The following is a 26452-nucleotide window of genomic DNA, read 5'->3' as shown; positions in this document are numbered from 1 at the left end:
CGAAGGCTGCGGTGGGGACGGATCGGTGGTCGCGGATGCAGGGAGCAGTTCTCACTCGGCGAAGGGTACGTGGAACCCGACCGGTCGGCGCGCCGGACGCTGCCGCGCGCCTGTTGCGCATTAGGGTGCAGTACCAGGGTCGTGGCCGAGCGCGGCGACGTCCCGTCGTGTCGGGAGGAAACGCGGACGGTTATGGAATACAGGACAGTCGGTGCGAGCGGCCTGCGGGTTTCACGGCTCGGCCTGGGCACCTTGACGTGGGGTCGTGGAACGGACGGCGACGAGGCCGCAGCCCAGTTGTCGGCCTTCGTCGATGTGGGCGGCACGCTCGTCGACACCTCCCCCGCCTACGGGGACGGGGTCGCGCAACGGATCCTCGCCGAACTGCTCGACGACGTGGTGCCCCGCGACCAGCTGGTGTTGTCGGGCAGCTCCGGCATCGACACCACCACACTCGGTTCCGGCCGCGTGGACTGCTCCCGCTCGGGCCTGCTCAACCAGCTCGACGCGACCCTGCGTGAACTCGGCACCGACCACCTCGACGTGTGGCAGGTTGCGACGTGGGATCCGCACACCCCCGTCGACGAGGTGATGGACGCCCTCGAGTTCGCCGTCACCAGCGGGCGCGTGCGATACGTCGGGGTGCGCGGCTATCTCGGCTGGCAGCTCGCGACCGCCGCGGCCGCGGCCCGGCGCCCGGCGCCGCTGATCAGCACGCAGGTCGAGTACTCCCTGCTCGCCCGCGGCGTCGAGGACGAGTTGATCCCCGCCGCGGCCCACCACGGCGTGGGTGTGTTCGCGGCCGTGCCGCTCGCCGGCGGTGTGCTCACCGGTAAGTACCGGTCGGGGGTGCCGGCGGATTCGCGCGGCGCCGACGACGTGCACACCGAGGAAGTGCGCCGTTATCTCACCGAATCCGCGGTGCGCGTGGTCGACGCGGTCGCCACGGCCGCCGACGGGCTGGGCACCTCCCCGCTGGCCGTCGCGCTGGCGTGGGTGCGCGACCGACCGCACGTGGCCTCGACGCTCGTGGGTGCCCGGGATCTCGCGCAACTGACCGGAGTGCTGGTCGCCGAGGAGTTGGCGTTGCCGCCGGCGATCGCCGCGGCGCTCGACGACGTGAGCGCGTGATCTCCGCGACACCGCCCGCACCCTGCCCTTATCCGGAAGGTTAGGCTAGCCTGCCGAGTACATTCGGTACAGGCAATGTGAGGGGAGGTCGGTCGATGGCCACGACCGAAGTCGTCGGATTCGCCGAACGGATCCGGCTCGAGACCCAGCAGGCGCACAGTGACACCGAGAACTCGGTGTTCGTCTCGGAACTGCTCGGCGGCAAGCTGTCGACCGAGGCCCACGCCGCGCTCATCGCGCAGACCTGGTTCGTCTACGACAGCCTCGAGCGGATCGGCCGCAGCTACGCCGACGACCCGATCGCCGGTCCCTTCCTCAGCGACGAACTGCTCCGCACCGCCGCGCTCGAAGCCGACCTCGACTTCCTCGTCGGCTCCGACTGGCGCGACCGCATCACGCCGCTGCCCGCAACGGTCGCCTACGTCGACCGGCTCGTGCAGGTCGCGGCGGTGTCCCCGGAAGCCTTCCTCGCGCATCACTATCTGCGCTATCTCGGCGACCTGTCCGGCGGCCAGATCATCCGCCGCATGCTCGAACGCGCCTACGGCTACGAGCGCGACGGGTTGCGCTTCTACATCTTCGACGGGATCCCGAAGACCAAGCCGTTCAAGGACGCCTACCGCGCGAAGCTCGACGCCGCACCGCTCGACGGCGACCAGCAACAGACCGTCATCGACGAGGCGAACCTCGTGTACGGGCTCAACGGTGCCCTGTTCGCCGACCTCGCGCGCGATATCGACCGGTATCGGGTGCGTGCCTGACCGATGTTCCGTTCCCTCCTCCGCCTCCCGGTCGCGCTGATCGCAGTGCTGGGTGTCCTCCTCGTCGCCGCATGCAGCGCCCCCACCACCGACGGCACGACCGTCACCGACGTCGCGACCGGTCCGCGCACCGCCGTCGTCGATGCCGAACCCGAGCCGATCACCACCGACCCGGCACCCGCACTGCCGGCCACGGTGCGCGGCGTGGACGGGGTCGAGACCACGATCACCGACATCTCGCGGATCGTGGTGGCCGACCGCTCCGGCACCCTGGCGCAGACCGTGTACGCCCTCGGACTCGGCGACAAGCTCGTCGGCCGCTCCACCGCGTCCTTCCCCGCGATCCAGGACGTCCCCAACGTCACCCCCGGCGGGCACGGTCTCAACGCCGAGGCGATCCTCGCGTTGAACCCGACCGTCGTGCTCACCGACACCTCCATCGGTCCGCTGGCGGTGCAGGAACAGATCCGCGCGACCGGCGTGCCGGTGGTGTTCGTCGACCCTGAACGCTCCCTCGACACCGTCGCCGACGACATCGAGGCGGTCGCGGCCGCGCTCGGTGTGCCCGAGGCCGGCGCCGCGCTCGCGCAGCGGACGCTCGACGAGATCGCCGCGGCGAAGGACTCGATTCCCGCCGATCATCCCGAACCCACCGTCGCATTCCTCTATCTGCGCGGTTCGGCGATCAAGATGCTCGGCGGCCCCGGATCGGGGGCCGATGCGCTCGTCGCGGCCGCCGGTGGTCGCGACGCCGGCATCCTCGCCGGCCTGGACTCGCAGTTCGTGCCCATCACCAGTGAGGCGATGATCGCCTCGGCGCCCGACATCATCCTGGTGATGACGCACAGCCTCGACTCGGTGGGCGGGCCGGAGGGGCTCTCACAACTCCCGGGGGTCGCGCAGACCCCGGCCGGGAAGACGGGCACCATCGTGGACATGGACGATTCGACCCTCCTCAGCTTCGGTCCGCAGACCGGCAAGGTCCTGGCCGCTCTGGTGGAGGCGTTCTACCCGTCGGACCGGTCGTGATCACCGGATGCCCGTGAGCGGAGAAATCACCGAGGCCACCGGCCTTCCCGAGCGGGCACTGCGGAAGGCCGGACGGGGACGCACCACCGTCGTCCTCGTCGGTCTCGTCGTTGCCCTGCTCGCCCTGGCCGTCGCGTCGGCGTGCCTCGGACAGGTGCCCACGAGCCCGGCCGAGGTGGTCGGCAGTCTGCTGCACCGCATCGGGTTGGACCTCGGCCCGGTGCCCGCGCATCCCGCCGGGGAAGTGACCTTGTGGGAGGTGCGCTTCCCGCGCGTGGTGCTCGCGATGCTCGTCGGTGCCGCCCTCGGCTGTTCCGGGGCGCTGTTGCAGGGCATCTTCGCCAATCCCCTCGCCGAACCCGGCGTGATCGGTGTGTCCTCCGGCGCCGCCGTCGGCGCGTCCGCGGTGATCGTGCTCGGCGGCGCATTCACCACCGGCTGGGCGCTGGCCGGCGCCGCACTCGTCTCCGGTCTGATCACCACCGTGCTGGTCTATGTGCTGTCCCGATCGAACGGACGCACGGAAGTCGTCACGGTGATCCTCACCGGCGTCGCCGTCAACGCCGTCGCCGGCGGGCTCATCGCGTTCTTCACCTTCGTCGCCAGTCCCGCCGCCCGCGACCAGATCGTGTTCTGGCAGCTCGGCAGTCTCGGCGGAGCCACCTGGGACATCGTCGCGGTGGTCGCGCCGCTGACCCTGGCCGGTGTGCTCGTCGCGGTCCTGCTCGCCCCGAAACTCGACCTGCTGGCGCTCGGCGAGAGCGTCGCCCGGCATCTGGGTGTGGACGTCGAACGCGTGCGGCAATTGTCGATCCTGGCGGTCGCCGTGCTGGTCAGCGGCGCCACCGCCTTCACCGGCATCATCATGTTCGTCGGCCTGGTCGTGCCGCACCTGATGCGCCTGGCTCTCGGCCCCGCCCACCGGGTGCTTGTCGTGGCGAGTGTGCTCGCCGGCGCGGTCGTCCTGCTCGCCGCCGACCTGGGGGCGCGCACGCTGGTCGAGAACGCCGACCTGCCGCTCGGCATGATCACCGCCCTCATCGGTGGCCCGGTCTTCTTCCTGATGCTGCGCCGCACCCGCGCGAAGCAGGGTGGATGGGCATGAGGCTGCTTCCCCGCTCCCTCGGAACCCCGGACGCGGCCGTCCCGGCCCGCTCGGCACCGGGCACCGCGACGATGCGCGCGGTGGCTGTGCGACTGCGGCGCGGAGAGCGGGAGATCCTGCACGGCGTCGACTTCGAAGTGCGCACCGGTGAGGTCGTCGCGCTCGTCGGCCCCAACGGGGCGGGCAAGTCCACCCTGCTCGCGGCGTTGTCCGGCGACCATCCGATCAGCGGCGGCACCGTCGAGGTCGAGGGCCGTGCCCTCGAGCGGTGGTCGTCGATCGCCCTGGCGCGCCGCCGCGCCGTGCTACCGCAGCAGCACACCGTCGGTTTCCCGTTCACTGCCCGGCAGGTCGTGCGGATGGGACGGGCCGCGTGGGCGCGCACCCCCAGACAGGACGACGACGACCGCATCGTCGCCGAGGCGTTCGGGACCTGCGACGTCGCCCATCTGGCCGACCGGCCGTTCCCCGCGCTGTCCGGCGGTGAACGCGCCCGGGTGGCGCTCGCACGGGTGCTGGCCCAGGACACCGAGACACTGCTGCTCGACGAACCCACCGCGGCACTGGACCTCGGCCACCAGGAGGCGGTCATGCAGGTCGTGCGGGCCCGCGCCGACGACGGGCACGCCGTGGTCGTCGTGCTGCACGATCTCGGGCTGGCCGCCGCCTACGCCGACCGCGTCTGCGTGCTCGAACAGGGACGCATCGTCGCCGACGGCGCACCCGGCGACGTCCTCACCGAAGAGCTCCTCGGCCGCGTCTACCAGTACCCCGTGGCGATCGGCCGCCACCCCGAGACCGGCACCCCGCTCGTGTTGCCGCGACGTCCGAACCGCGACCGGTCCGCCTCGGCGCAGACCTGAGCAGCAGATCACATCCGGCCCGTCGGACGACCCACTGATTTCTTCCCCGCGACCGGCATCAGGAACACTGAAGGTCGGCGCGCCGGGCGCCGGAGCACGTCCGGCAGGTGCCAATCGAATCCGAGGACGAGGAGCAACGATGGGCAGAGCGGGGATCCGAGCGGTCACGATGGTGGGCGCGATTGCGATGGTCGTGCTGGCCGGCTGCTCGTCGGAGAGCACCCCGGACGTGCTGCAGACCATCGACCCCGCCACTCCTGCGGCCGCCCCCGAGGTCGGCCCGTCCCCTGCCGGCGACGTCCGTCCGCTCGACCTGCAGGTCGATGCGCTGGTCGTCGAACCGTCCACGGGTACCTTCGCCGCGCTCGTCGACGACGGAGCACGGGTCGCGTTGTTCGACGACACGGCGTTCGACGGTCCCGGGACGGAACCGCGCCTGGTGGGCTTGCCGTCGTCCGCCGCCACCGTCGTGACCGGCCCCGAGGGCAGTGTGCTCACCCCCGTGTCCGGGGCCGTGCTGCGCATCGACGTCGCCGAGGGCGCCATCACCGAGGTCCCGGTCGACGGCAATGCCACGTCGGCGGCCGTGCTGTCCGACGGCCGCTGGGCCGTGGGCACCGACAACGGCCGCGTGCTCGTCGTCGACCCCGAATCCGGCGAGGTGGCCACCACCGTCGGTGGCCTCGCCTCCGTCGACGCCCTCGCCGTCACCGGTGACGCCGTCGCGGCGCTCGACCGCCGGCAGACCTCCCTCACCGAGCTCGACCTCGCCGACGCCCATCTCGGGCCCGCGCTGCGTGCCGGCGAAGGTGCGACGCAGCTGACCACCGACCCCTTCGGACGCGTCGTGATCACCGACACCACCGGCGACGAACTGCTCGTCTACACCCTCGACGCGATCGTCCTGCGGCAGCGTTATCCCGTCGGGCCCGCCCCGTACGCTGTGACCTACGACGAGACGCGGGACCTGATCTGGGTGACTCTGACGGGCAGCAACGAGGTCGTGGGCTACGATCTTTCGACCGGGATCCCGCGAGAACGCCACCGCTTCGCAACGGTGCGGCAACCGAATTCGATCGCCGTCGATCCGGCCGATGCGGCACTGGTGATCGCGTCGGCAACCGGTGACGGACTGCAGCGGATCCCGATCGAAGGACAGTGATGGCGAACGAGCGACTCGGCCGGTTGACCCGGATGCCTGTCGGTTGGGACACCAGCAACGACGAATACGAATACGTGCCGCTCAAGCTGCCCCGGGACGTGTCCCGGGTGAGCGCGTCGATGCGTCTGGCGATCTCCGCCGAATTCCACGGCTGGGAACTCACCCGGGTGCGCCTGTATCCGGACGGGAGCCGGCGGGTGCTGCTGCGCCGCCGCAAGACCGCCCATCACGTCCCCGAACCCACCGTTGGTTGATAACAGATCCCGGACCGTCGTGGACCGGGCTTGCAGGGAGTAGTTCGTGTACCGCTATCTTCTTCGGCTCATGTTCCTGTTGCCGCCGGAACGAGCCCACCACCTCGCCTTCCTCGCGATGCGCTGGTCGACTCGCGTCGGGCCGCTGCGCGCCCTGGTGGCGAAGGTGCTCGTCACCGACGACCCCATCCTCCGCAACACCGTCTTCGGCGTGCAGTTCCCCACGCCGGTGGGCCTGGCGGCCGGTTTCGACAAGGACGCGACCGGTGTCGACGTGTGGGGTCCGCTCGGATTCGGGTTCGCCGAGATCGGCACCGTCACCGCCCAGGCACAGCCGGGCAATCCGCAGCCGCGACTGTTCCGCCTCCCCGAGGACCGGGCGATCGTGAACCGGATGGGATTCAACAACCACGGTGCCGGGGAGGCCGCCAATCGGCTCCGGCAACGCCGCCGCACCGTCCCCATCGGCGCGAACATCGGCAAGACGAAGGTCGTGCCGGCCGAGCAGGCCGCCGAGGACTACACCGAGAGCGCACGACTCCTCGGCCCGCTCGCCGACTTCGTGGTCGTCAACGTCTCCTCCCCCAACACCCCCGGCCTGCGGGATCTGCAGGCCGTCGAGTCGCTGCGCCCGATCCTCGCCGCGGTGCTGGACACCGTGACCGTGCCGGTGCTCGTGAAGATCGCCCCCGACCTGTCCGACGAGGACGTCGACGCGGTGGCCGACCTGGCACTCGAACTCGGGCTCGCCGGCATCGTCGCCACCAACACCACCATCCGCCGCGACGGATTGAACACCCCGCAGAGCCGCATCGAGGAGATCGGCGCGGGCGGCCTGTCGGGCGCCCCGGTCGCCGAGCGCTCCCTCGAAGTGCTGCGCCGGCTGCGCACGCGGGTCGGCGATCGCCTCACCCTGATCTCGGTGGGTGGCATCGAAACCACGGAGCAGGCGTTCGAGCGCATCCTCGCCGGCGCGTCGCTGGTCCAGGTTTACACCGGCTTCATCTACGGCGGTCCGTTCTGGGCGCGGCGCATCAACCGCGGTATCGCCCGCAAGCTGCGCGCGCACGGCTACCGCTCCATCGCCGACGCGGTGGGCGCCAGCACACGAGTGTGACCTGCAGCGGACGGGGGCCGGGTCGTACTCGACCCGGGCCCCGTCCGTCACGACCTGTCAGCGCACCTCGTAGGTGCCGGTCAGCAGACCGCGGGCGATGGCGTGCCCGAAGACGTTGAAGCCGAGGAAGGCCGGGCTCGACTCGGGCGTGACACCCTCGAGCGCCTCGACGTCGAGTGCGTGCACCGCGACGATGTAGCGATGGTGGCCGTGGCCGGCCGGCGGAGCGGCACCGATGAACCCGTGGGCTCCGCCGTCGTGGCGCAGCGTGACGGCCTGCTCCGGAAGAGCGTCCGAGTCGGCGCTACCCGCACCCGCCGGCAGCTCCGTGACCGAGGTGGGGATGTTCGCGACGGCCCAGTGCCAGAAACCCGACGCCGTGGGGGCGTCCGGATCGAACACCGTGACGACGAAGCTCTTCGTCTCGGCGGGGAAACCCGACCAGGACAGCTGCGGGGAGACGTCGCCGCCCCCGGGGATTCCGAACGCACCGCTGGCCTGCGGGAGTTTCCATTCCTCGCCCTCGGCGAAGTCCGCGCTGGTCACCTCGAAGGTGGGCAGCTCGGGCAGGAACTTGTACGGGTCGTAATCGAAAGCCATTCCGGTCCTTTCGTGACGGTTTCATGTGTTCTAGGCGTGCATGAGGAAGTGTTCCATGACCCGGGTGCCGAAGCGCAGTGCCTCGACGGGGACACGCTCGTCGACACCGTGGAACAGCGCGGCGAAGTCCAGATCGGGCGGCAACTGCAGCGGCGCGAAACCGAAGCAGCGGATGCCGAGCTTGGCGAACGCCTTGGCGTCGGTACCGGCCGAGAGCATGTACGGCACCGTCCGGCCGATCGGGTCGTGCGCGCGGATCGCCGCGTTCATCGCGTCGACGAGGTCGCCGTCGAAGGTGGTCTCGTACGGCTCGAGACCGGTGATCCACTCCCTGGTGACATTGGGCCCGATCAGCTCGTCGACAGTGCGTTCGAACTCGGCGAGCCGGCCCGGCAGGATACGGCAGTCGACGACGGCGTGCGCGGTGCGCGGGATGACATTGGCCTTGTACCCGGCGTCGAGCATCGTGGGGTTCGCGGTGTCGCGCAGGGTCGCGCCCACGATGCGGGCGATCGACCCGAGCTTGGCGAGCGCCCCCTCGAGATCGGGCGAGGCCGGGTCGAAGTCCAGCCCGGTCTCCTCGCTCACGGCGGAGAGGAACTCGGCCACGGAATCGTTGACGACCAGAGGGAAGGTGTGGGATCCGAGCCGGGCCACCGCGCGGGAGAGGACGGTGACGGCGTTGTCCTCGTGCAGGAAGGAGCCGTGCCCGGCGACACCCGTGGCGGTCAGGCGCATCCAGCGCATGCCCTTCTCGGCCGTCTCGACCATGTACAGGCGACGTTCGGTGCCGTCGGGACGCGGCACGGTCAGGGAGAACCCGCCGACCTCCCCCACGGCCTCGGTCACGCCCTCGAACAGCTCGGGCCGGTGCTCGACCAGCCACTGCGAACCGAACTTGCCTCCGGCCTCCTCGTCGGCGACGAACGCGAACACCAGATCGCGCGGGGGCACGATGTTCTCGACCTTGAAGTAGCGGGCGACGGCGATCATCATGCCGACCATGTCCTTCATGTCGACCGCGCCGCGTCCCCACACGTAACCGTTCTCGACGGCCCCGGAGAACGGGTGCACGCTCCAGTCCGCGGCCTCAGCCGGCACAACGTCGAGGTGGCCGTGGAGCATGAGGGCACCGCGGCTCGGGTCGGAGCCGGGCAGCCGCGCGAAGACGTTGCCGCGGCCCGGCGCTCCGGATTCGACGTAGGTCGTCTCGTAGCCGACCTCCTCGAGCACGGAGGCGACCCACTCGGCGCATTCGCGTTCGCCGCGGGTAGTGGTGGGTTCGCCGGTGTTCGAGGTGTCGAACCGGATGAGGCGGGAGACGAGGTCGACGACCTCCTCCTCCGCCCGGGACGGCTGGTGGGCGCTCGTGTCAATGGCCATGGCCGTATGTCTACCACCGCCCGTCCGCCATCTCGACAGTTCGGATCACCGCAGGTGGAGGTGGCGATTTGGGACCGTGGGCGTGGTGGGTTACTCTTTCACAGCGCCCACGACGAGTGGGCGCGAGCACCAAGTCCGAGTGGCGGAATGGCAGACGCGCTAGCTTGAGGTGCTAGTGTCCTATTAACGGACGTGGGGGTTCAAGTCCCCCCTCGGACACTCTGAGTCGAGACAGACGACGAAGGCCCCGAACATCATGTTCGGGGCCTTCGTCGTTGTCGGGAGAAGATCGAGCGGGCGACAACCGATACCGCATTCGTCATCCGCTGCGGCAACGTGCTGTAGCGGATGACGAACAAGCGAGCGGATCCACGCGAGGCGCGTCGAGTACCGCGAGCGCGCCTGAAGTGCCGTTTTGGGGATCGGACGCCCCATGCGCTACTGTTTCTTCAGCGCCCGCGGGAGCGGGTTCTACCGACATGCCCCGTGTGGGCGTCGGTCCGAGTGGCGGAATGGCAGACGCGCTAGCTTGAGGTGCTAGTGTCCTATTAACGGACGTGGGGGTTCAAGTCCCCCCTCGGACACTCCGAAACCCGAAGGCCCCGAACCGATATCGGTTCGGGGCCTTCGGTCCGTCCGGGGTCGGCGCGAGCAGACCCTCAGTCCCGGCGGCCCTTGCGGAAGTAACGGATCGGGCCGAAGAAGTTCACCGCGATGGTCAGCGCCCAGCGCAGCTTGCTGCCGTTGATCTTGTCGGCCGGTCGCCTCGCCAGATCGGCCCAGGCCGCGACGGCGAGCGACAACTGCACCACCGCGAGCAGGACCACCAGCACCTGCTGGGGGCGGCTCAGTTCGGCGAACTTCTTCTTGGACAAGGGGGAGCTCGGGCTCATCGTTCCTCCGGTACCTGCACGGGAATTCGGACACGATCATCCTGCCCGATACGATCGGGCGTACAGCAGCACACGGAAAAAGGCAGATGAACCCCCACAGCGACACCACCGCCGAACCCGCCACCGACGGCTTCACCCGCATCGACCCCGACGATCTGGCCACCTGTCTGCGGGTGCTCGACCAGGCAGCGGGTCTCGACGCCGAACATCCCGACGCGATCGCCGTGCAGCGGGCCGTGGGGCACATGTTCAAGAAGTTCAAGCGGCTGCGCCGCAACGAGGCCCGCAAGCAGCGCGTCGACGCCGACCGTCAGGTGCTGTCCGCGACCGCCACCGCCTCCCCCACCCGCATCGACGACGAGACCGCCGGACTCCCGCTGGCGTCGTCGACTCGCGGTGCAAGCGCGGGAACGCTGCTGCGTCCGCGGCACTGCTACATCTGCAAGGACAAGTACACCCGCGTCGACGCCTTCTATCACCAGTTGTGCCCGACGTGCGCCGAGGAGAACCACGCAAAACGCGACGCGCGCACCGATCTGCGGGGCCGTCGCGCCCTGCTCACCGGCGGTCGCGCCAAGATCGGCATGTACATCGCATTGCGGTTGCTGCGCGACGGCGCGCACACCACCGTCACCACGCGGTTCCCCAACGACGCGATCCGCCGCTTCACCGCGATGGAGGACAGCGGCGACTGGCTGCACCGGCTGCGCATCGTCGGCATCGACCTGCGTGATCCCGCCCAGGTGGTCGCCCTCGCCGACGATGTGGCCGCGCAGGGTCCGCTGGACATCCTCATCAACAACGCCGCGCAGACGGTGCGCCGCTCCCCCGGTGCCTACTCGGCGCTGGCCGAGGCGGAGGCCGATCCGCTGCCCGCCGGTCCGCGCCCCGAGGTCCTGACCTTCGGCAAGCCCTCGGACGCCCATCCGGCTGCTCTGGCCGGGTCGCTGCCGGCCGAGTTGTCGGCGCACTCGTTGACCTCGCTGGCACTGGTGGCCGGATCGGCGACACCCGAGCGGGTCGCGGCCGGCGTCGCCGTCGACGCCGGTGGCCTGCTGCCGGATCTCGTGCACACCAACAGCTGGGTCCAGACCGTCGGCGAGGTCGAGCCGCTGGAACTGCTCGAGGTGCAGCTGTGCAACTCGGTGGCGCCGTTCATCCTCGTCAACCGTCTGCGTCCGGCGCTCGCCGCGTCCCCGGCCCGCCGCAAGTACGTCGTGAACGTCTCCGCGATGGAAGGGCAGTTCGGGGGTCGCCGCTACAAGGGCGCCGGGCATCCGCACACCAACATGGCCAAGGCCGCGCTGAACATGCTCACCCGCACCAGCGCCGAGGAGATGCTCACCGACGGCATCCTCATGACCGCCGTCGACACCGGGTGGATCACCGACGAACGGCCGCACCACACCAAGATGCGGCTGGCCGAGGAGGGATTCCACGCCCCGCTCGATCTCGTCGACGGTGCCGCCCGTGTCTACGACCCGATCGTCCAGGGCGAGGCCGGCACGGACCTGTACGGATGCTTCCTCAAGGACTTCCGCCCGGCACCCTGGTGATCCGGACCCGGTGATTTGGGGAGACCGGTTCCACACCGTGGATCGTGGCCCACTCTCCGGGCCGCGGCGATAATGGATAACGTCCCCGCAGGCTCGCACGAGGAGAGTCATGACTGTCGCTGTCGTTCACGCCGATACCCCCGAAGGCCGGATCGCTCTGCAGGCCGCGGTGCGGGAGGCCGCCGACCGGCAGCAGTCGCTGGTGGTGCTCCACCCGCTTGACGAACCCGACGAGGTGGAAGGCGTGCGGGCACAGGTGAGCGAGGTGGCCGGTACCGACGGCTGGGAGTTGCTCTCGGCCGTCCACGACGGCGATCCGGTCGGCACGACCGTCGAACTGCTTGCGCGCAGCGGCGCCGAACGCGTGGTCATCGGCAGCCGCGGGCGCACCGCGACCGGCAAGTTCCTCGTCGAGCGGGCGGTGCAGCGGCTGATCACCGAGTCGTCGGTGCCGGTGCTCGTCATCAAGGCCGGCTGAGGCGCCGCCCGCCCTCCGGCAACCGCGTTCGTTCCGAGGCCGTTCGTTCTACCCTGGGCACATGGCGTTCCGGGTGGTCGCCGACCTCACGGCCTTCGTGCATCTGCTCTTCGTGCTCTACGTCGCGTTCGGTGGTTTCCTCGCGTGGCGGTGGCCCCGCACGATCGTCGCGCACGTCGTCGCGGTGGTGTGGGGAGCGGCCTCGGTGGCCGTGGGGTTCGACTGCCCGCTGACCGCGGTGGAGAACTGGGCACGCCGCGAGGCCGGCCAGGAAGGTCTGCCGCCGAGCGGATTCATCGATCACTACCTCACCGGGGTGATCTACCCGGAGTCCGCGCTCGGCGCGGTCCGCGCCCTCGCCGCGCTCGCCGTACTCATCTCGTGGGTGGTGCTGTGGCGCCGGATCCGTGTGACGAAGGTCGCCCCCGAGACTTACTCCTGAGTAGGGTGAGGGGCATGACTGTCTCCCGGGATCTCGACATCGTTATCTACGGCGCCACCGGCTTCGTCGGGCGCCTCACCGCCGCCTATCTCGCCGAGAACCTCCCCGACGGCGTCGCCGTCGGACTCGCAGGACGTTCACGCACCAAACTCGAGAAGCTCGCCGCCGACCTCGGAACCGACTGGCGGCTGATCGAGGCGAACGCCGACGATCCCGCCTCGCTGACCGCGCTCGCCGAGTCCACCCGCGTGGTGATCACGACCGTCGGTCCCTACGCCACGTACGGGCTGCCGCTCGTGCAGGCGTGCGCCGAGGCCGGCACCGACTACGTCGACCTCACCGGCGAGGTGCTCTTCCACCGCGAGAGCATCGACCGCTTCGACGACGTGGCCCGGCGCACCGGCGCCCGCATAGTCCACTCGTGCGGTTTCGACTCCGTCCCGTCCGACCTCGGCGTCCATGCGCTCTACCGCGCCGCGGAGGCCGACGGCAACCTGCCGCTCACCGACACGACCTTCGTGCTCGGCTCCTTCCGCGGCGGGGTGAGCGGCGGAACCATCGATTCGCTCCGGCAACAGCTCGACGCGGTCCGCAAGGATGCCGCCGCACGGAAGATCGCCGCGCGCCCGTACTCGCTGTCCCCCGATCGGGCTCGGGAACCCGATCTCGGTCGCCAGAACGACTTCGCGTTCGTCGACGGCAAATCCGTGGCGCCGGAGATTTCGGGGCGGCTCGCACCGTTCGTGATGGCCTCCTACAACACCCGCATCGTGCGACGCAGCAACGCGTTGCGCGACTGGGCCTACGGACGCCGGTTCCGCTACCGGGAGGTGATGAGTGTCGGCTCCTCACCGCTCTCCCCCGTCCTCGCCGGGCTCGTCGGACTCGGCACGGGAGCCCTCGCCGCCGGCCTGTCGTTCCCGCCCACGCGGTTCGTCCTCGACAAGCTCCTGCCCGCGCCCGGTGAGGGACCGTCGGAGGAGACCCGCGAGAACGGTTACTTCACGGTGGATCTGTACGCTTCGACCGAATCGGGAGCCCGCTACACCGCGCGGTTCTCCGCGCAGGGCGACCCAGGTTACAAGGCCACGGCCGTGATGCTCGGCGAGTCCGCCCTCTCGCTCGCCCTCGGCGGCGCGGCCCTGCACGCCGGTGGCGGTGTCCTCACCCCCGCGGTGGCCTTCGGGGACGTGCTGACCGAACGGCTCCGCACGGCCGGTTTCGAGATCTCCGCGCGCCGCCTCGGCTGACCTCGCCTCCGGCGCGCCCGATCGGCGCGCCGGGCCCGCCGAGTGTGGCTCCGTCGCTTCGACGGGCTATGCTCGACCGGACCGAACGATCCGCGCGCGGAACGAGACCTGAGGACGTGACCATGGCTGCGACGAGTACCGAGATGGCTCCGGCCGCTCGTCTCGCGCTCATGCCGTTCTGGCCGACCCGTCGCGGCGCCTGCTTCGATTGTCTGTGTTGCACCCGGGAGTGTTGCTGAGCGCTTCGCCGCTCGTCCAACTTTTCGGGTTCTTCCAGCTTTCGGAGCCAACGCATGTTCAATCTGCTCATCTTCACGCTCGTCGGTGTCGGCGCACAGCTCGTCGACGGCGCACTCGGCATGGCCTTCGGTGTCACCGCGACCACCCTGCTGCTGTTCAGCGGTGTCGGTCCGGCGCACGCGAGCGCCGCCGTGCACCTCGCCGAGGTCGGAACCACCCTCGTCTCCGGTGCCTCGCACTGGCGGTTCCGCAACATCGACTGGAAGGTCGTGCTGCGACTCGGTGTTCCCGGTGCCATCGGCGCCTTCCTCGGCGCGACCGTGCTGTCGGGACTGTCCACCGAGGCCGCCGAACCGGTGACCGCCGGAATCCTGCTGGCCATCGGCGTATACGTCGCGTTGCGCTTCTCGGTACGACCCCCTGCGGTCGCCCACGCCCGCACCTCCCCGCACACCGCGAAATTCCTGTCGCCTCTGGGCTTCTTCGGCGGCTTCATCGACGCGAGCGGCGGTGGCGGCTGGGGACCGATCACCACCAGCACCCTGCTCTCCCGCGGTAAGACGGCACCGCGCACCGTGATCGGTTCGGTGAGCGCGTCGGAGTTCCTCGTCGCGGTCGCGGCGAGCGTCGGCTTCCTGTTCGGGCTCGGCCACGACTCCCTCGGCAATCTCGTGATCGTCGCCGGTCTCGCGCTCGGCGGTGCCCTCGCGGCGCCGGTCGCGGCCTGGCTGGTCAGCCGCGTCCCTGCGACGCTGCTCGGTACCGGCGTCGGCGGTGTCATCGTGCTGACCAACGCGCACAAGCTCGCCAAGACTGTCGACCTCTCCGGCGCGGCGCTGGCGGTGCTCTACCTCGCCATCGTCGCTGCGTGGCTCACGCTGCTGATCGTGTCCTGGAAGCGTTCGCGCCTCACCCCCGCGGAGAAGAGCGGTTCGCTCGAACCGCTGGCGCAGCCGACACCGGCGGCACTGCTCGAAGGTACCGACGCGACGCCTCTCCCCGGGGCCCGTCCGGAGCCTCGGGAGGTGCCCGGACACAACGAAACTCGCCTGAACTCCACCACGTCACCACGGACTCCCGACGGGGCCTGATATCGCGGTTATGCCCGCGTGCGGTGGTGCTTCCCGATCCCGCCATCGAAGCGGCCGGCGGATTCGCGCACAGCATGCCGATCGACATGGCCCGGCACCGCCTTCACCGCGGCCGGCGTCGAACTCCCCCAGGCCTGCGTGTCGATCACCGTCGGCGGCCGCGATGCCGCGATGGTCCTCGATCCGGCAGTGCCGTGGCGGTCGCCAAGCAGCTTCTCGGGCTGTAACGCACGGTGTCGCAGCCCTCGACCGCCCGGGCAGAACCAAGATCACGTACAACTCGTACGGACGCTACGATGCGCCGTGGGAATCTGCCCCGATACGCCGTCGCATCCGCGACCCTCGCCGGCGCCCTGCTCCTCGGAGCGTGCTCCTCCGGCGACGACGCCACCTCCGACACCACCTTCGACGCCGACACCGTCAGCGAACCGACCGGCCTCGGCAGCGACATCCTCGCCCGCTTCGACTCGTGCGATGATGTCGCGCCCGCCGTCGCCCCCTACATCGAGCGGCACTGAGCCTGCGCTCCTCGAGCGGCGTGGACGAGTACAGCGTCTACTGCGTATGGGAGACCCCGGACAGCGTCACCAACCTCGACGAGATCCGGTCGGTGGAGATCGTCCTGCCACCGGGATCCGGCAACGTCCCGTCGGCGAGCGACCTCGAAACCGGCGGTCTCGAACTACTCCCCGACGCACGACGCGTAGATCGCCACCGGGACGACGAGAATCCCTGCCGCCGAAGCGCACACGGCGACCATGGCGAACACTGCGAAGGTGTAGAGACCGACCACCCATGGCGGGTCCGCAGCACGCTCGACCGCCGGTGCGGCCGCAACGCGACGATGTAGGTGAGCTGTCCCCCAACCATGAGACTCCCAGTGCCACAAGCGCGCCCACGACCAGCCGGTCGCGCGGTGCGGACGTGACGAGAACGAGTCCGAGCGCGAGCAGCGGCATGAGGAACCACTGCGAAACGTCGGTGAACGCCGAATCGGGCGCGAGAACCCGAAAACGAGATGAGCCGCCGCGACGATCGCGAACGCACCGAGAACGGTGACGGCGATCGTGCGGCGGCTCACGGGATCAGGAGTCCTCGCCGGACGTTCCGGGGTCGTGCACCCCGTCGAAGGCGTCGAGCAGGCGTTGCGCGGCGAGTGCGGCGGTCAGCGAACCGTCGCGCACCCCGGCCTCGACGTCCTTGCGGATCGCCCGCACGCGCGGGGAGGTCTCGAGACGACGCAACAGCTGGTCGTGCACCATCGTCCACGTCCAGTCCACCTGCTGACGGCGCCGGTTCTCGTCGAACATGCCCGCCTCGGTGAGCACTTTCTTGTGCTCGAGCACGGTATCCCAGAAGGTGTCCAGACCATTGCCGGTCATGCCGCTCATGGTGATCACCGGTGGCTTCCAGATCGCGTCGTGCGGATGCACCATGCGCATCGCGCCGGCGAGTTCGCGGGCGGCGACCCGCGCGTCGCGTTCGAACTCCCCGTCGGCCTTGTTGACGGCAACGAGGTCGGCGAGTTCGAGCACGCCCTTCTTGATGCCCTGCAGCTGGTCGCCGGTGCGGGCCAAGGTCAGGAAGCAGAAGGTGTCGACCATGTTCGCGACGGTCACCTCGGACTGTCCGACACCGACGGTCTCGACGAGGATCACATCGAAACCGGCAGCCTCGAGCAGCACCATCGTCTCGCGGGTGGCCTTCGCGACCCCGCCGAGCGTGCCGGCCGAGGGCGACGGGCGGATGTAGGCGTCCCGCTGCACCGCGAGCCGCGCCATCCGTGTCTTGTCGCCGAGGATCGAACCACCCGTGCGGGTCGACGACGGGTCGACGGCCAGCACCGCGACCCGATGCCCCTGCTCGAGCAGATGCATGCCGAGCGCGTCGATGAAGGTCGACTTGCCGACACCGGGCACACCGGTGATACCGACACGAATCGCGTTGCCCGCGTTGGGAAGCAGGCGCAGCAGCAACTGCTGCGCCCGCTCCCGATGGTCGTCGCGGGTCGACTCGACCAACGTGATGGCCCGCGCGAGGCCGGCCCGCTCGTTGGCGAGCACGGCCTCGGCGAGGGCGTCGACGTCGATCTGCCGTCGGCGGGTCTGCGCGGCGCCGACCGAGGAGTCGCTCATGCCGACGTCAGCCTCCGAGGTGGTGGCCGAGCTGCGCGGCGAGCTTGGTCAGCAGACCGGTCGCCGCATCCGCGATCACGGTGCCGGGCGGGAAGATCGCCGCCGCACCCGCCGCGTAGAGCTCGTCGAAGTCGCCCGGCGGGATGACACCACCGACGACGATCGTGATGTCCTCGCGGCCCACCTCGGCCAGCGCCTGCTTGAGGGCAGGGACCAGCGTCAGGTGACCCGCGGCCAACGACGACACGCCGACGACGTGCACGTCGTTGTCGGCCGCCTGCTGGGCGACCTCTTCGGGGGTCTGGAACAGCGGTCCCACGTCGACGTCGAATCCGAGGTCGGCGAAAGCCGTGGCGATCACCTTCTGGCCTCGGTCGTGACCGTCCTGGCCCATCTTCGCGACGAGGATGCGGGGGCGACGACCCTCCTCCTCGGCGAACTTCTCGACCAGTTCGGTTGCGGCGGTGATGTTGGTGGCCTTGCCGGCCTCGTCGCGGTACACGCCGCTGATCGTACGGATCTCGGCCTGGTGGCGGCCGTAGACCTTCTCCAGGGCGTCCGAGATCTCACCGACGGTGGCCTTCGCGCGGGCCGCGTCGATGGCCAGCGCGAGCAGGTTGTTGTCGAGACCCTGGCTCTGCGCACCGGCGGCGCGGGTGAGCGCGTCGAGGGCGGCGCGGGTGGCCTCCTCGTCCCGGTCGGCGCGCAGTTGCTCGAGCTTGGCCAGCTGCTCGGCCCGCACACGCGAGTTCTCGACCTTGAGGACCTCGATCTCGTGGTCCTCGGTCACCTGGTACTTGTTGACGCCGATGACGGGCTGACGACCGGAGTCGATGCGCGCCTGGGTGCGGGCGGCCGCCTCCTCGATGCGCAGCTTCGGGATGCCCTCCGAGATCGCCTGTGCCATACCGCCGGCGGCCTCGACCTCGGCGATGTGGGCGCGGGCCTTGTCGGCCAGCTCGTGGGTGAGCCACTCGACGTAGTGCGAGCCGCCCCACGGGTCGATGGGCCGCGTAGTGCCCGACTCCTGCTGCAGCAGCAGCTGGGTGTTGCGGGCGATGCGCGCCGAGAAGTCGGTGGGCAGTGCCAGCGCCTCGTCGAGCGCGTTGGTGTGCAGCGACTGGGTGTGGCCCTGGGTCGCGGCCATCGCCTCGACGCACGTGCGGGCGACGTTGTTGAAGACGTCCTGTGCGGTGAGCGACCAGCCGGAGGTCTGCGAGTGGGTGCGCAGCGATTTCGACTTCGGGTTCTTCGCCCCGAACTTCTCGACGAGCTCGCTCCACAGCAGGCGACCTGCGCGCAGCTTCGCGACCTCCATGAAGAAGTTCATGCCGATCGCCCAGAAGAACGACAGGCGCGGCGCGAACTTGTCGACGTCCATGCCGGCGTCGAGTCCGGCGCGGATGTACTCCATGCCGTCCGCGAGGGTGTACGCGAGCTCGAGGTCGGCCGTCGCGCCGGCTTCCTGGATGTGGTAGCCGGAGATCGAGATCGAGTTGAAGCGCGGCATCTTCGCCGAGGTGTACGCGAAGATGTCGGAGATGATCCGCATCGACGGCTTCGGCGGGGAGATGTAGGTGTTGCGGACCATGAACTCCTTCAGAATGTCGTTCTGGATGGTTCCGGCCAGCTGCTCGGGCTTGACGCCCTGCTCCTCCGCCGCCACGACGTACAGCGCCAGGATCGGCAGCACCGCGCCGTTCATGGTCATCGACACCGACACCTGCGACAGATCGATGCCGTCGAACAACTGACGCATGTCGAGGATCGAGTCGATCGCGACACCGGCCATACCGACGTCACCCTGTACACGCGGGTGATCGGAGTCGTAGCCGCGGTGCGTGGCCAGGTCGAAGGCCACCGACAGGCCCTTCTGACCGGCGGCGAGGTTGCGCCGGTAGAAGGCGTTGGACTCGGCGGCGGTGGAGAAGCCGGCGTACTGCCGGATGGTCCACGGCTGGTTCACGTACATCGTCGGGTACGGCCCGCGCACGAACGGGGCCAGACCCGGGTAGCTGCCGAGCGGGTAGCCCTCGGCGACGACGGCGTCGCGGTCGGCCTTGGTGTAGACCGGCTTGACGTCGATGCCCTCGGGCGTCGACCACACGACGTCTTCGGTGCTGTAGTTGTTCGCCTCGGCGACGGACTCGACGAGCGCGGCGGCCTGCTCCGCGGTGGGAGCGGTGGGCGCCGGCGCGGCCGGGTCCGTCAACGGGACGTCGGCGAAGCTGCCGATTTCGTGTTCGATGCTCACTTACGCTCCCAGAGTGTTCAGCAGGTCGGTGAGGGCGGCGACGGCGTCGATGCGCGCGGTGAGGAAGCCGTCCGGACGATCGTCCCCCTGCGCGTCCTTCACGGCCTTCTCGGGTCCGGCCAGCAGCACCGTCGTGATCCCCGCCGCACGCAGCGCAGAGGTGGCCGTACCGGCCTGCTCGCCGTAGCGGGTGTCGGTGCCGCACAGCACGGCGACGGACGTTCCGGTGTCGCCCACCAGGGACGACAGGTCGGCGTCGAGATCGAGCGGTCCGGGATTGACCGCTTCGATGCCACCGGCGGCGAGCAGGTTCGTCGCGAAGGTCGCCCGTACGTTGTGTTCGGCGATCGGCCCGAGCGGGGCGAGCAGCACCCGCGGGCGGGCACCGTGCGAGGCCAGGTAGGCATCCGAGCGGTCGCGCAGCGCCTCGAACGGTGCGGCGTACCGCGCGGCGGACGCGCCGGCCTCGGCGACACCGACCGGCAGCGGCTTCTCGGCCAGGTTCGGGAACTCGTTGACCCCGGTCACCGAGAACGTGCGGTGCGCGATGTCGGACTCGCGGCGGGCACGCGTCTGCGCGACACGCTCGGCGATCAGCCCTGCCTCGAGAGCGGCGCGGTAGCCACCGGCCGCCTCGATCTCCTGGAAGAAGCCCCATGCCTTCTCTGCGATCTGCGCGGTCAGTTCCTCGACGTACCAGGAACCGGCGGCGGGATCGAGAACGCGCCCGAGGTTGGACTCCTCGAGCAGCAGCAGCTGGGTGTTGCGGGCGATCCGGGCGGAGAACGCCTCGGACACCTCGAGCACACCGGCCGGCAGTGCGGAGTCGAACGGCAGGACCGTGACGGCGTCGGCGCCACCGACACCCGCGCCGAACGCAGCGAGGGTCGTGCGCAGCATGTTCACCCACGGATCGCGCTGGGCCATCATCGCCGCGGAGGTCACGGCGTGCTGCGGAGCGTTGCCGGCCTCGGGGGCACCGGCGACCTGGGCGACGCGCGCCCACACCTGACGACCCGCGCGGAACTTGGCGATGGTCTGGAACTGGTCGTCGGTCGCGGCGAGACGGAATTCGAGCTGACCGAGCGCGGCCGCAACGGGAACCCCGGCGTCGACGAGTGCTCGCACATAATCGAGGCCGGCGGCGATCGCGGCACCGAGTTCTTCGGCGTCGGACGAACCGGCGTTGTGGAAGGCGGTGCCGTCCACGGTGAGGGCACGCACCGCTTCGGTGCGGTCGGCGGCGGCCCGTGCCAGCTCGACGGCCTCGTCGAGAGATACGTCGGGACGCTCGGAGAACGCGCTCGTGAGCGGCGCTGCACCGAGGAAGATGCGCACGGCGGCGCGGTCCTCGATATCGGTGCGGTTGTCGAGCACGGAGTACACGGCGGTGGTCGCTGCGACCGCGTCGGCACCGGCGTCGAGACGGACCGGCGCGAGGTCGAGGAGCACACCGTTGAGCGCGGTGTCGAGCGCGTCCACGGGGACCGCGCCGGCGCCGAGACCGAGCCACACCGAGCTGACGCCGTTGTTCAGCGCGTCGAGGATGCGCTCGTTGACCGAGGCCGCGTCGGTGCCGGTGAACCGGACGTCGACGAGCCAGCCGGTGTTGACGTCGCGCGTGGACGAGCCGCCGCGGACGAACGGGAACTCACCGGGCAGCGGCGCTTCGTCGCGCTCGTCGCGGACGCCGTACAGCGGCGCGACGGTGACGTCGTCGTAGGTCGTGGTCTCGAGCAGACGCTGCGGCTCGGGTCCGAGTTCGGCCGGGTCGACACGTCGGGACTTGGCCAGCCCCCCCGCCACCGCGTCCTGCCACTGCGCATATGCGCGCGCGGCATCCTCGGCTTCTGCAGCTAATGACACGGGCGATTCCTCCTACTGCGGGTTTGCAGGCTTTGTACGGACGGCGTTGTCGGCCGGAGGTGGGCAACCTCGAAATGGGTAGGTTGCCTTCGGTGTGATGCTATCCCCGCACATCGCGCGATCGTTGTGGGGATCACCACAGTTTTTCTAGCGCTCGATAACGACGTCCTCGATCGGAACGTTATCGTGCCGCCTTCGTCACTCTGCTCGCGGGGATGCAAGAGACCGCCCGGCCGGTAGTGTGGACGCTCGTGACGAGGCTTGCCGCAGACCGCAGAGTGCTCGGCATCCTGGGCCTGGTGGCGGCTCTCGTCGTCGTAGCTCTCGTGGTGCCGCATCCGACGATCGCCCAGATCCGGGAGTGGTCGGAATCGGTGCACGGCCCGGCAATTGTCCTGGCGTTCTTCGCCGTCCACGCCCTGGTCACGATCGCCCCGATTCCGCGCACGGTGTTCACCCTCAGCGCCGGCGTGCTGTTCGGCAGTGCCGTCGGTATCGGCGTGACGGTCGCCGCCTCCACGGTCAGCGCCGTCCTGGCGTTCCTGCTCGTGCGGGCCGTCGGACGCAAGGCCGTGGAATCGCGCCTCACGCACCCGGCGGCGAAAGCGATCGATCTGCGGCTGGCACGCCGCGGATGGCTCGCGGTCGGCTCCCTGCGGCTGATCGCCGCCGCCCCGTTCTTCGTCGTGAACTGTTGCTGCGCCGTCTCGGCGGTCCGTCTCGTCCCCTACACACTCGCGACGGTCGTGGGCATCCTGCCGGGCACCGTGGCGGTCGTACTCCTCGGCGACGCCCTGACCGGGCAGACCGATCCGCGGCTGATGGTGATCACCGGGGTGTGCATCGCGCTCGGTCTCGCCGGGCTGTTGCTCGAGGCTCGACTCCCCGAGCCCGCCGGTTCGGCGCTCGACGCCGTCGTCGAGCCGGATCAGGATCCGGCGACGAGATAGTCGGCCAGAATCGGACCGAGGACGGCGAGCGCGGCCGGGGTCATCATCTCCAGATGGTCGCAGTCGATCGTGTGCTCGGTGATCGTGCCGGACACCCACGGCCGCCACAGGGCCGGTGACGCACCGTCGTCCGTGCCGAGCGATCGCGCCGCGGCGACGAACAGCAGGTCGCCGTCGAAACATCGCAGGTCGAGCGTCGGCGCGGCCCGATGGACGTGCGCATAGGCCGTGAGGATCCGCTCCAGGTCGGCGGTGGACAGTCCGGTCTCGTGCCCGAGACTGCGGTTCACCGCGTCGAGCAGCTGCTCGGAGGTCATCTCGTTCGGCGTCGCGTGGGGCAGTTCGATGCCCAGTCCCGCCAGCAGCTCCGCGTGGGTGTGGGCACGCCGCTCGCGTTCGAGCGGGTAGTAATCGAGGACGACCAGGTCGACGGTCTCCCCCGCGGCGCGCAGTTCGACACCCATGTGGTGGGCGATCAGCCCGCCCTGGGACCAGCCGAGCACGGTGTAGGGACCTTGCGGTTGCACGGCCCGCATCTCCTCGACGTAGCGGTGCGCCAGTTCGGCGGGCGTCGCGTCGAGGGGTCCGCCCGAGAGGTACGGCAGTTGCAGCCCGTACACCGGCCGATCCGGCAGGTGGCGCAGCAGTCCCGCGTACACCCAGGACAAGCCGATCGCGACCTCAGCGGCTTCGAGGTGATCGACGTCGTCCACACGGAATTCAAGTCGCGGTTCGTCGAACACGGTTTCATGCTCGGCCAGTTCTAGCCGGGCTGCACCCAGCCGGGTCTGTGGAATCACGACTTCCATCCACTCGACGCCCCGTTGCCGATGCTGGTCGCCCGCCACATGATGACGACCGATTTCCCGTTTCTCGTTGGTCGCCAGGAATGGCTGTGCGCCTACTTCAAGAAGTTCGCCCCGGCACTGCCGTCGACACTCCGCCTCACCATCGCGAAACGGATGAAGTACGACGGCGATGCGGTGGACGCGATCACCGCACATCATGAGCTGACGGGGAACGAGCCGGGCCGATAGGCTGTACGCGTCCCTGTCCCACATTCCGGTCGTCAAGCTTCAGGTCTTGATTATCGACAATCAAGCCCTCACACTTGACGCATGTTCGTCTTGACGGTCGACCAGCGGAGCAGCCGCCGAGACATCGACCGCGTGGCGGACCTCCTCACCGAACTGCAGGATGTTCCGCTGGTACGGCCCTTCGATCGCACCGCGGGCGACGAGGTCCAGGCCGTCGCGGACGATCCCGCCCTCGTCGTCGATCTCGTCCTCGACCTCCTCCGGAGGGAACGCTGGAGTATCGGGGTGGGAATCGGCCCGGTGGAGACCCCGCTCCCCGAACAGACACGCGCCGGCCGCGGACCCGCCTTCGAACACGCCCGCACCGCCGTCGAACGCGCCAAGAACGCCCCTGGGCAGGTCGCGGCCGAAGGCGACGACACCGAGGCCACCGCCGACGTCGACGCCGCGCTCACCCTGCTCGCCACCGTCGTCCTGCGCCGCACAGACCAGGGGCACGAGGCGGTCGACCTCGCTCGTCAGGGCCTGTCGCAGGCGCGGATCGCCGAGCGTCTCGGCATCAGCAAACAAGCGGTGTCCCAGCGCCTCGCCACCGCCGGGTGGCAGGCCGAACTGGCCGGACGCGAACTCGTGCGGCGACTCCTGGAAAGGGCCGACCGTTGACCGTCCTCTCACTGGTGTGCCTGGCCGTGGCTGCTCTCGGACCCGCACTCGCGCTGCGCCCGAGCATGCCGGTGTGGCCGGCCGCCTCGTTGAGCATTGCGGGTCTCGCCGGTTCAGCCCTCGCCGCCACCGCGACCACACCGGTTCAGGGAGTCGCGCTCGCGGCCACGCAGATTCTCACCGCCACGGCGGCGATCACCGGGGGCGGACCCGCGGTCCTCGTGGCGTTCCGGATCGCGCGCCGGCAACCCGATGCCGGTCCCGAGCCCACCCCTCCCCCGGGCCCGCTCCGCGGCGGACGCGTCATCGGCGTGCTCGAACGCGGAGCGGTCACCGCCTCGATCCTCGCCGGATGGCCTGAAGGGATCGCCGTCATCATGGCGGTGAAGGGTCTCGCCCGTTATCCCGAACTACGCGAACCGAACGCCTCCGAACAGTTCATCATCGGCACGTCCACCTCGGTGCTGTGGGCGGTCGCGGTGTGCGGAGTCGGGCAGGCGCTGATCACCTGACGCCGGGATCTCCACCGTCAGGTCTTCTTCAGCGCACTCCCCTTGTGCATCGCGACGTGATCGGTCTTGTCGCTCCGGATCTCGTACTGCGGCTCGTCCTCGCTGCACCGCCGCGTGCGCCCCTTGAACTCCACGTCCTCCGTGTGCTTCGCAATGATCACACCCTCGACGTATCCGGCTTCGGAGTTCCATCGGACATGGTCACCGACGGAGAAGTGGGTCGCCATGTCGTCGTCCTCCCGATCGGCTCGCTTCCTGTGGCAGTCGGATAACCGTCTCCCATCGGTCCTACACCCCAAGACGATCAGTCCGTCCGATGCTCCGCGGGATCCGCGGACCCCTCGGCGACGGCACGGAAACGTTCGAGGTCCTCCGGACGGAACTCGGGCCGGGCGACCACCGCGTCGACGAGCAGACGCAACTGGTGCTGCAAGGCCGGCACCGACCCGGTGCGCCCCTGCTCGGAGAGATGATCGATGAGCATGCGCAGCACCCGGGCGAGCGCCGTGGCCACGTGCAGCTGCGCCGAGCCGGCCTGCCGGATCTGTTCGAAGGCGTGCTCGATGTACTCGTCGGGCGACAGGATCCACGGACGCAGCAGAATCCGGCCGTCCGCACCCCCGATCGCCGGCACCGGACTGTCGGTGACCAGCAGGGTGCGCAGCAGACTGCCGAGCCGGAGCACCACCTCGGTGGCGGTCGTCGGGTCGTTGATCGCCTGGCTCAGTGCGCGCAGCGCGATGTCGACGAGTTGCCGCAGCGCGAAGTCCACGTCCTGTTGCATGGTGCGCGTGTTCGAGATCTCCACGGCCGCCTCGAGCCGCCGCAGGATCATTGCCCGTTCCGGCTTCGGATGGATCCGCAGCAGCGGTTCCCCGCAGTGAATGTACGCGCCGGGACGCGTCTCCATCCGCACGACCGAACCCGGCGGTACCACGGCGAGAACGAGCTCGGCCGGCGCCTGGGTCACCCAGCCGTCGCGCCGGGCGTACACCGTCGCCCCCTCGGTGAAATCCGGCTCCGGCACCCGGTCGACGTGGATCTCGCCGCGCGAACTCCGGCTCGTGTTCGAGATGACCTTCTCGGCCTCCGAGGCGATGCTGCGCACCACCTCCCCGACCTGCAGACCGTGGGCCACCCGGTTGAGATAGGCGATGATGAGCACCACGGTCGACACCGCGAGGACCACAGCGAGGGTGGTCGACAGTGTCGGGGCAGGTGCGGCGTCGTCCGCGCCGATGTGGCGCAGTGTCAGCACGCAGTAGACGAAGGTCGCCACCAGCACCCCGATCACCGTCTGGCTGGCCCGATCCCGGATGAAGGACCGCATCACCCGCGGCGAGAACTGGCTGCTGGCCAGCTGCAGGCTCACGACGGTCAACGAGAAGACGACACCGGCGGTGGTGATCGTGGCACCCGCCACGGTGCTCAGCAGCCAGATCGCGGCGTTGCTGTTCATCTTCATGCCCCACGCGAAGGGGCCGAAGACCCGATCGATGTAGCCGCTCACCTCCGCGAGCACGGCTCCGGCGACGACGACCAGCGCGGGCAGCGCGAACAGACTCTCCCGGAATCGGTATACGCCCGCGGCGATCCGCAACTGCATCCACGGTCTCGGCAGAGCACTCATGTCGACCAAGCTAACCATCCGCAATCCGTACCGCGGGCACTCGCAGCGAG

The 26452-nt window shown here is 69.7% G+C and carries 28 protein-coding genes and 2 tRNA genes; 21 read left to right on the top strand and 9 right to left on the bottom strand.

Features of this window, described 5'->3' with window-relative positions; translation table 11 throughout:
- The first annotated feature begins 192 nt into the window (after positions 1-192).
- From IM25_RS16910 to IM25_RS16875, 8 genes are all read left to right on the top strand, one after another.
- Positions 193-1131: an aldo/keto reductase gene (locus IM25_RS16910; RefSeq protein ID WP_006551962.1), complete on the top strand. Its 939-nt coding sequence runs from the start codon at positions 193-195 to the stop codon at positions 1129-1131.
- 95 nt (positions 1132-1226) lie between these two features.
- Complete coding sequence (locus IM25_RS16905; protein ID WP_006551961.1) at positions 1227-1892, top strand: biliverdin-producing heme oxygenase; 666 nt, start codon at positions 1227-1229, stop codon at positions 1890-1892.
- A gap of 3 nt (positions 1893-1895) precedes the next feature.
- Positions 1896-2921 (top strand): heme/hemin ABC transporter substrate-binding protein, encoded by a 1026-nt coding sequence (locus tag IM25_RS16900; RefSeq protein WP_033096650.1) that lies wholly within the window; start codon positions 1896-1898, stop codon positions 2919-2921.
- 7 nt (positions 2922-2928) lie between these two features.
- Positions 2929-4026, top strand: a complete 1098-nt coding sequence (locus tag IM25_RS16895; RefSeq protein ID WP_033096649.1) for a FecCD family ABC transporter permease — start codon at positions 2929-2931, stop codon at positions 4024-4026.
- Complete coding sequence (locus IM25_RS16890) at positions 4017-4889, top strand: heme ABC transporter ATP-binding protein (protein ID WP_033096648.1); 873 nt, start codon at positions 4017-4019, stop codon at positions 4887-4889. The genes IM25_RS16895 and IM25_RS16890 overlap by 10 nt, the downstream gene beginning before the upstream one ends.
- A gap of 139 nt (positions 4890-5028) precedes the next feature.
- Entirely contained in the window at positions 5029-6051 is a 1023-nt protein-coding gene (locus IM25_RS16885; RefSeq protein WP_065996182.1) for a hypothetical protein, read from the top strand.
- Positions 6051-6305, top strand: coding sequence for a DUF5703 family protein (locus tag IM25_RS16880; RefSeq protein WP_006551956.1), 255 nt, complete (start codon positions 6051-6053; stop codon positions 6303-6305). Before IM25_RS16885 ends, IM25_RS16880 begins: the two co-directional genes overlap by 1 nt.
- Before the next feature lie 46 nt (positions 6306-6351).
- Positions 6352-7422, top strand: coding sequence for a quinone-dependent dihydroorotate dehydrogenase (locus IM25_RS16875; protein WP_033096646.1), 1071 nt, complete (start codon positions 6352-6354; stop codon positions 7420-7422).
- 57 nt (positions 7423-7479) lie between these two features.
- On the opposite strand, the gene IM25_RS16870 is transcribed toward IM25_RS16875, so the two are convergent.
- A complete protein-coding gene (locus tag IM25_RS16870; RefSeq protein ID WP_006551954.1) occupies positions 7480-8022 on the bottom strand; it encodes a YbhB/YbcL family Raf kinase inhibitor-like protein in 543 nt (180 codons plus the stop codon).
- A gap of 30 nt (positions 8023-8052) precedes the next feature.
- On the bottom strand, positions 8053-9405 hold the full coding sequence (locus tag IM25_RS16865) for a M20/M25/M40 family metallo-hydrolase (RefSeq protein WP_033096645.1): 1353 nt from the start codon (positions 9403-9405) through the stop codon (positions 8053-8055).
- A 133-nt stretch (positions 9406-9538) separates the two neighbouring features.
- On the opposite strand from IM25_RS16865, the gene IM25_RS16860 reads away from it, so the two are divergent.
- A tRNA-Leu gene (locus tag IM25_RS16860) sits at positions 9539-9624 on the top strand.
- A gap of 279 nt (positions 9625-9903) precedes the next feature.
- A tRNA-Leu gene (locus tag IM25_RS16855) sits at positions 9904-9989 on the top strand.
- Positions 9990-10064: 75 nt separating this feature from the next.
- Here IM25_RS16855 and IM25_RS16850 read toward each other — a convergent pair.
- Positions 10065-10298 (bottom strand): PLDc N-terminal domain-containing protein, encoded by a 234-nt coding sequence (locus tag IM25_RS16850; protein WP_033096644.1) that lies wholly within the window; start codon positions 10296-10298, stop codon positions 10065-10067.
- Positions 10299-10384: 86 nt separating this feature from the next.
- On the opposite strand from IM25_RS16850, the gene IM25_RS16845 reads away from it, so the two are divergent.
- The 7 genes from IM25_RS16845 (at position 10385) to IM25_RS26950 (ending at position 16205) form a co-directional block, all read left to right on the top strand.
- Positions 10385-11854: an SDR family oxidoreductase gene (locus IM25_RS16845; protein ID WP_006551546.1), complete on the top strand. Its 1470-nt coding sequence runs from the start codon at positions 10385-10387 to the stop codon at positions 11852-11854.
- A 109-nt stretch (positions 11855-11963) separates the two neighbouring features.
- The gene (locus IM25_RS16840; protein WP_006551545.1) at positions 11964-12332 is read left to right on the top strand and encodes a universal stress protein; all 369 of its coding nucleotides are present in this window, start codon (positions 11964-11966) and stop codon (positions 12330-12332) included.
- A gap of 61 nt (positions 12333-12393) precedes the next feature.
- Positions 12394-12774, top strand: a complete 381-nt coding sequence (locus IM25_RS16835; RefSeq protein ID WP_006551544.1) for a DUF2784 domain-containing protein — start codon at positions 12394-12396, stop codon at positions 12772-12774.
- A gap of 14 nt (positions 12775-12788) precedes the next feature.
- Positions 12789-14024, top strand: a complete 1236-nt coding sequence (locus tag IM25_RS16830; RefSeq protein ID WP_033096643.1) for a saccharopine dehydrogenase family protein — start codon at positions 12789-12791, stop codon at positions 14022-14024.
- Between the two features lie 293 nt (positions 14025-14317).
- Positions 14318-15355, top strand: a complete 1038-nt coding sequence (locus tag IM25_RS16825) for a sulfite exporter TauE/SafE family protein (protein WP_006551542.1) — start codon at positions 14318-14320, stop codon at positions 15353-15355.
- A gap of 296 nt (positions 15356-15651) precedes the next feature.
- On the top strand, positions 15652-15873 hold the full coding sequence (locus IM25_RS26955; RefSeq protein ID WP_006551541.1) for a hypothetical protein: 222 nt from the start codon (positions 15652-15654) through the stop codon (positions 15871-15873).
- 20 nt (positions 15874-15893) lie between these two features.
- Positions 15894-16205 (top strand): hypothetical protein, encoded by a 312-nt coding sequence (locus tag IM25_RS26950; protein ID WP_232333342.1) that lies wholly within the window; start codon positions 15894-15896, stop codon positions 16203-16205.
- Positions 16206-16440: 235 nt separating this feature from the next.
- Here the strand turns inward: IM25_RS26950 and meaB are convergent, their stop codons facing one another.
- Genes meaB through IM25_RS16805 form a run of 3 tightly spaced genes read right to left on the bottom strand, consistent with a single transcriptional unit; the run spans position 16441 to position 21610 of the window.
- On the bottom strand, positions 16441-17490 hold the full coding sequence (gene meaB / locus IM25_RS16815) for a methylmalonyl Co-A mutase-associated GTPase MeaB (protein ID WP_006551539.1): 1050 nt from the start codon (positions 17488-17490) through the stop codon (positions 16441-16443).
- A 7-nt stretch (positions 17491-17497) separates the two neighbouring features.
- On the bottom strand, positions 17498-19744 hold the full coding sequence (gene scpA, locus IM25_RS16810) for a methylmalonyl-CoA mutase (protein WP_065996181.1): 2247 nt from the start codon (positions 19742-19744) through the stop codon (positions 17498-17500).
- Positions 19745-21610 carry a methylmalonyl-CoA mutase family protein gene (locus tag IM25_RS16805; RefSeq protein ID WP_065996180.1) on the bottom strand — a complete coding sequence of 622 codons (1866 nt, stop codon included), beginning with the start codon at positions 21608-21610 and terminating at the stop codon, positions 19745-19747.
- A 278-nt stretch (positions 21611-21888) separates the two neighbouring features.
- Here IM25_RS16805 and IM25_RS16800 point away from each other — a divergent pair, with 278 nt between their 5' ends.
- On the top strand, positions 21889-22560 hold the full coding sequence (locus tag IM25_RS16800) for a TVP38/TMEM64 family protein (RefSeq protein ID WP_006551536.1): 672 nt from the start codon (positions 21889-21891) through the stop codon (positions 22558-22560).
- Here the strand turns inward: IM25_RS16800 and IM25_RS16795 are convergent.
- Entirely contained in the window at positions 22539-23303 is a 765-nt protein-coding gene (locus tag IM25_RS16795) for a thioesterase domain-containing protein (protein ID WP_039587176.1), read from the bottom strand. The genes IM25_RS16800 and IM25_RS16795 overlap by 22 nt on opposite strands.
- Positions 23304-23384: 81 nt before the next feature.
- Between IM25_RS16795 and IM25_RS26945 the strand changes: the two genes are divergently transcribed.
- The 3 genes from IM25_RS26945 (at position 23385) to IM25_RS16780 (ending at position 24772) form a co-directional block, all read left to right on the top strand.
- Positions 23385-23597, top strand: a complete 213-nt coding sequence (locus tag IM25_RS26945) for a DUF6875 domain-containing protein (protein WP_335739971.1) — start codon at positions 23385-23387, stop codon at positions 23595-23597.
- Positions 23598-23678: 81 nt separating this feature from the next.
- Complete coding sequence (locus tag IM25_RS16785; protein ID WP_033096639.1) at positions 23679-24260, top strand: SatD family protein; 582 nt, start codon at positions 23679-23681, stop codon at positions 24258-24260.
- Positions 24257-24772: a hypothetical protein gene (locus tag IM25_RS16780; RefSeq protein WP_033096638.1), complete on the top strand. Its 516-nt coding sequence runs from the start codon at positions 24257-24259 to the stop codon at positions 24770-24772. Before IM25_RS16785 ends, IM25_RS16780 begins: the two co-directional genes overlap by 4 nt.
- Positions 24773-24789: 17 nt before the next feature.
- Here the strand turns inward: IM25_RS16780 and IM25_RS16775 are convergent, their stop codons facing one another.
- Positions 24790-24999, bottom strand: coding sequence for a DUF2945 domain-containing protein (locus IM25_RS16775; RefSeq protein WP_006551530.1), 210 nt, complete (start codon positions 24997-24999; stop codon positions 24790-24792).
- Between the two features lie 77 nt (positions 25000-25076).
- Positions 25077-26402 carry a DUF2254 domain-containing protein gene (locus tag IM25_RS16770; RefSeq protein ID WP_198162498.1) on the bottom strand — a complete coding sequence of 442 codons (1326 nt, stop codon included), beginning with the start codon at positions 26400-26402 and terminating at the stop codon, positions 25077-25079.
- Positions 26403-26452: the final 50 nt, after the last annotated feature.

It is taken from the genome of Rhodococcus sp. p52 (genome assembly GCF_000763325.2).
Classification (GTDB): Bacteria; Actinomycetota; Actinomycetes; order Mycobacteriales; family Mycobacteriaceae; genus Rhodococcus; species Rhodococcus pyridinivorans.
This window is presented reverse-complemented; position numbering and strand designations above follow the sequence as displayed.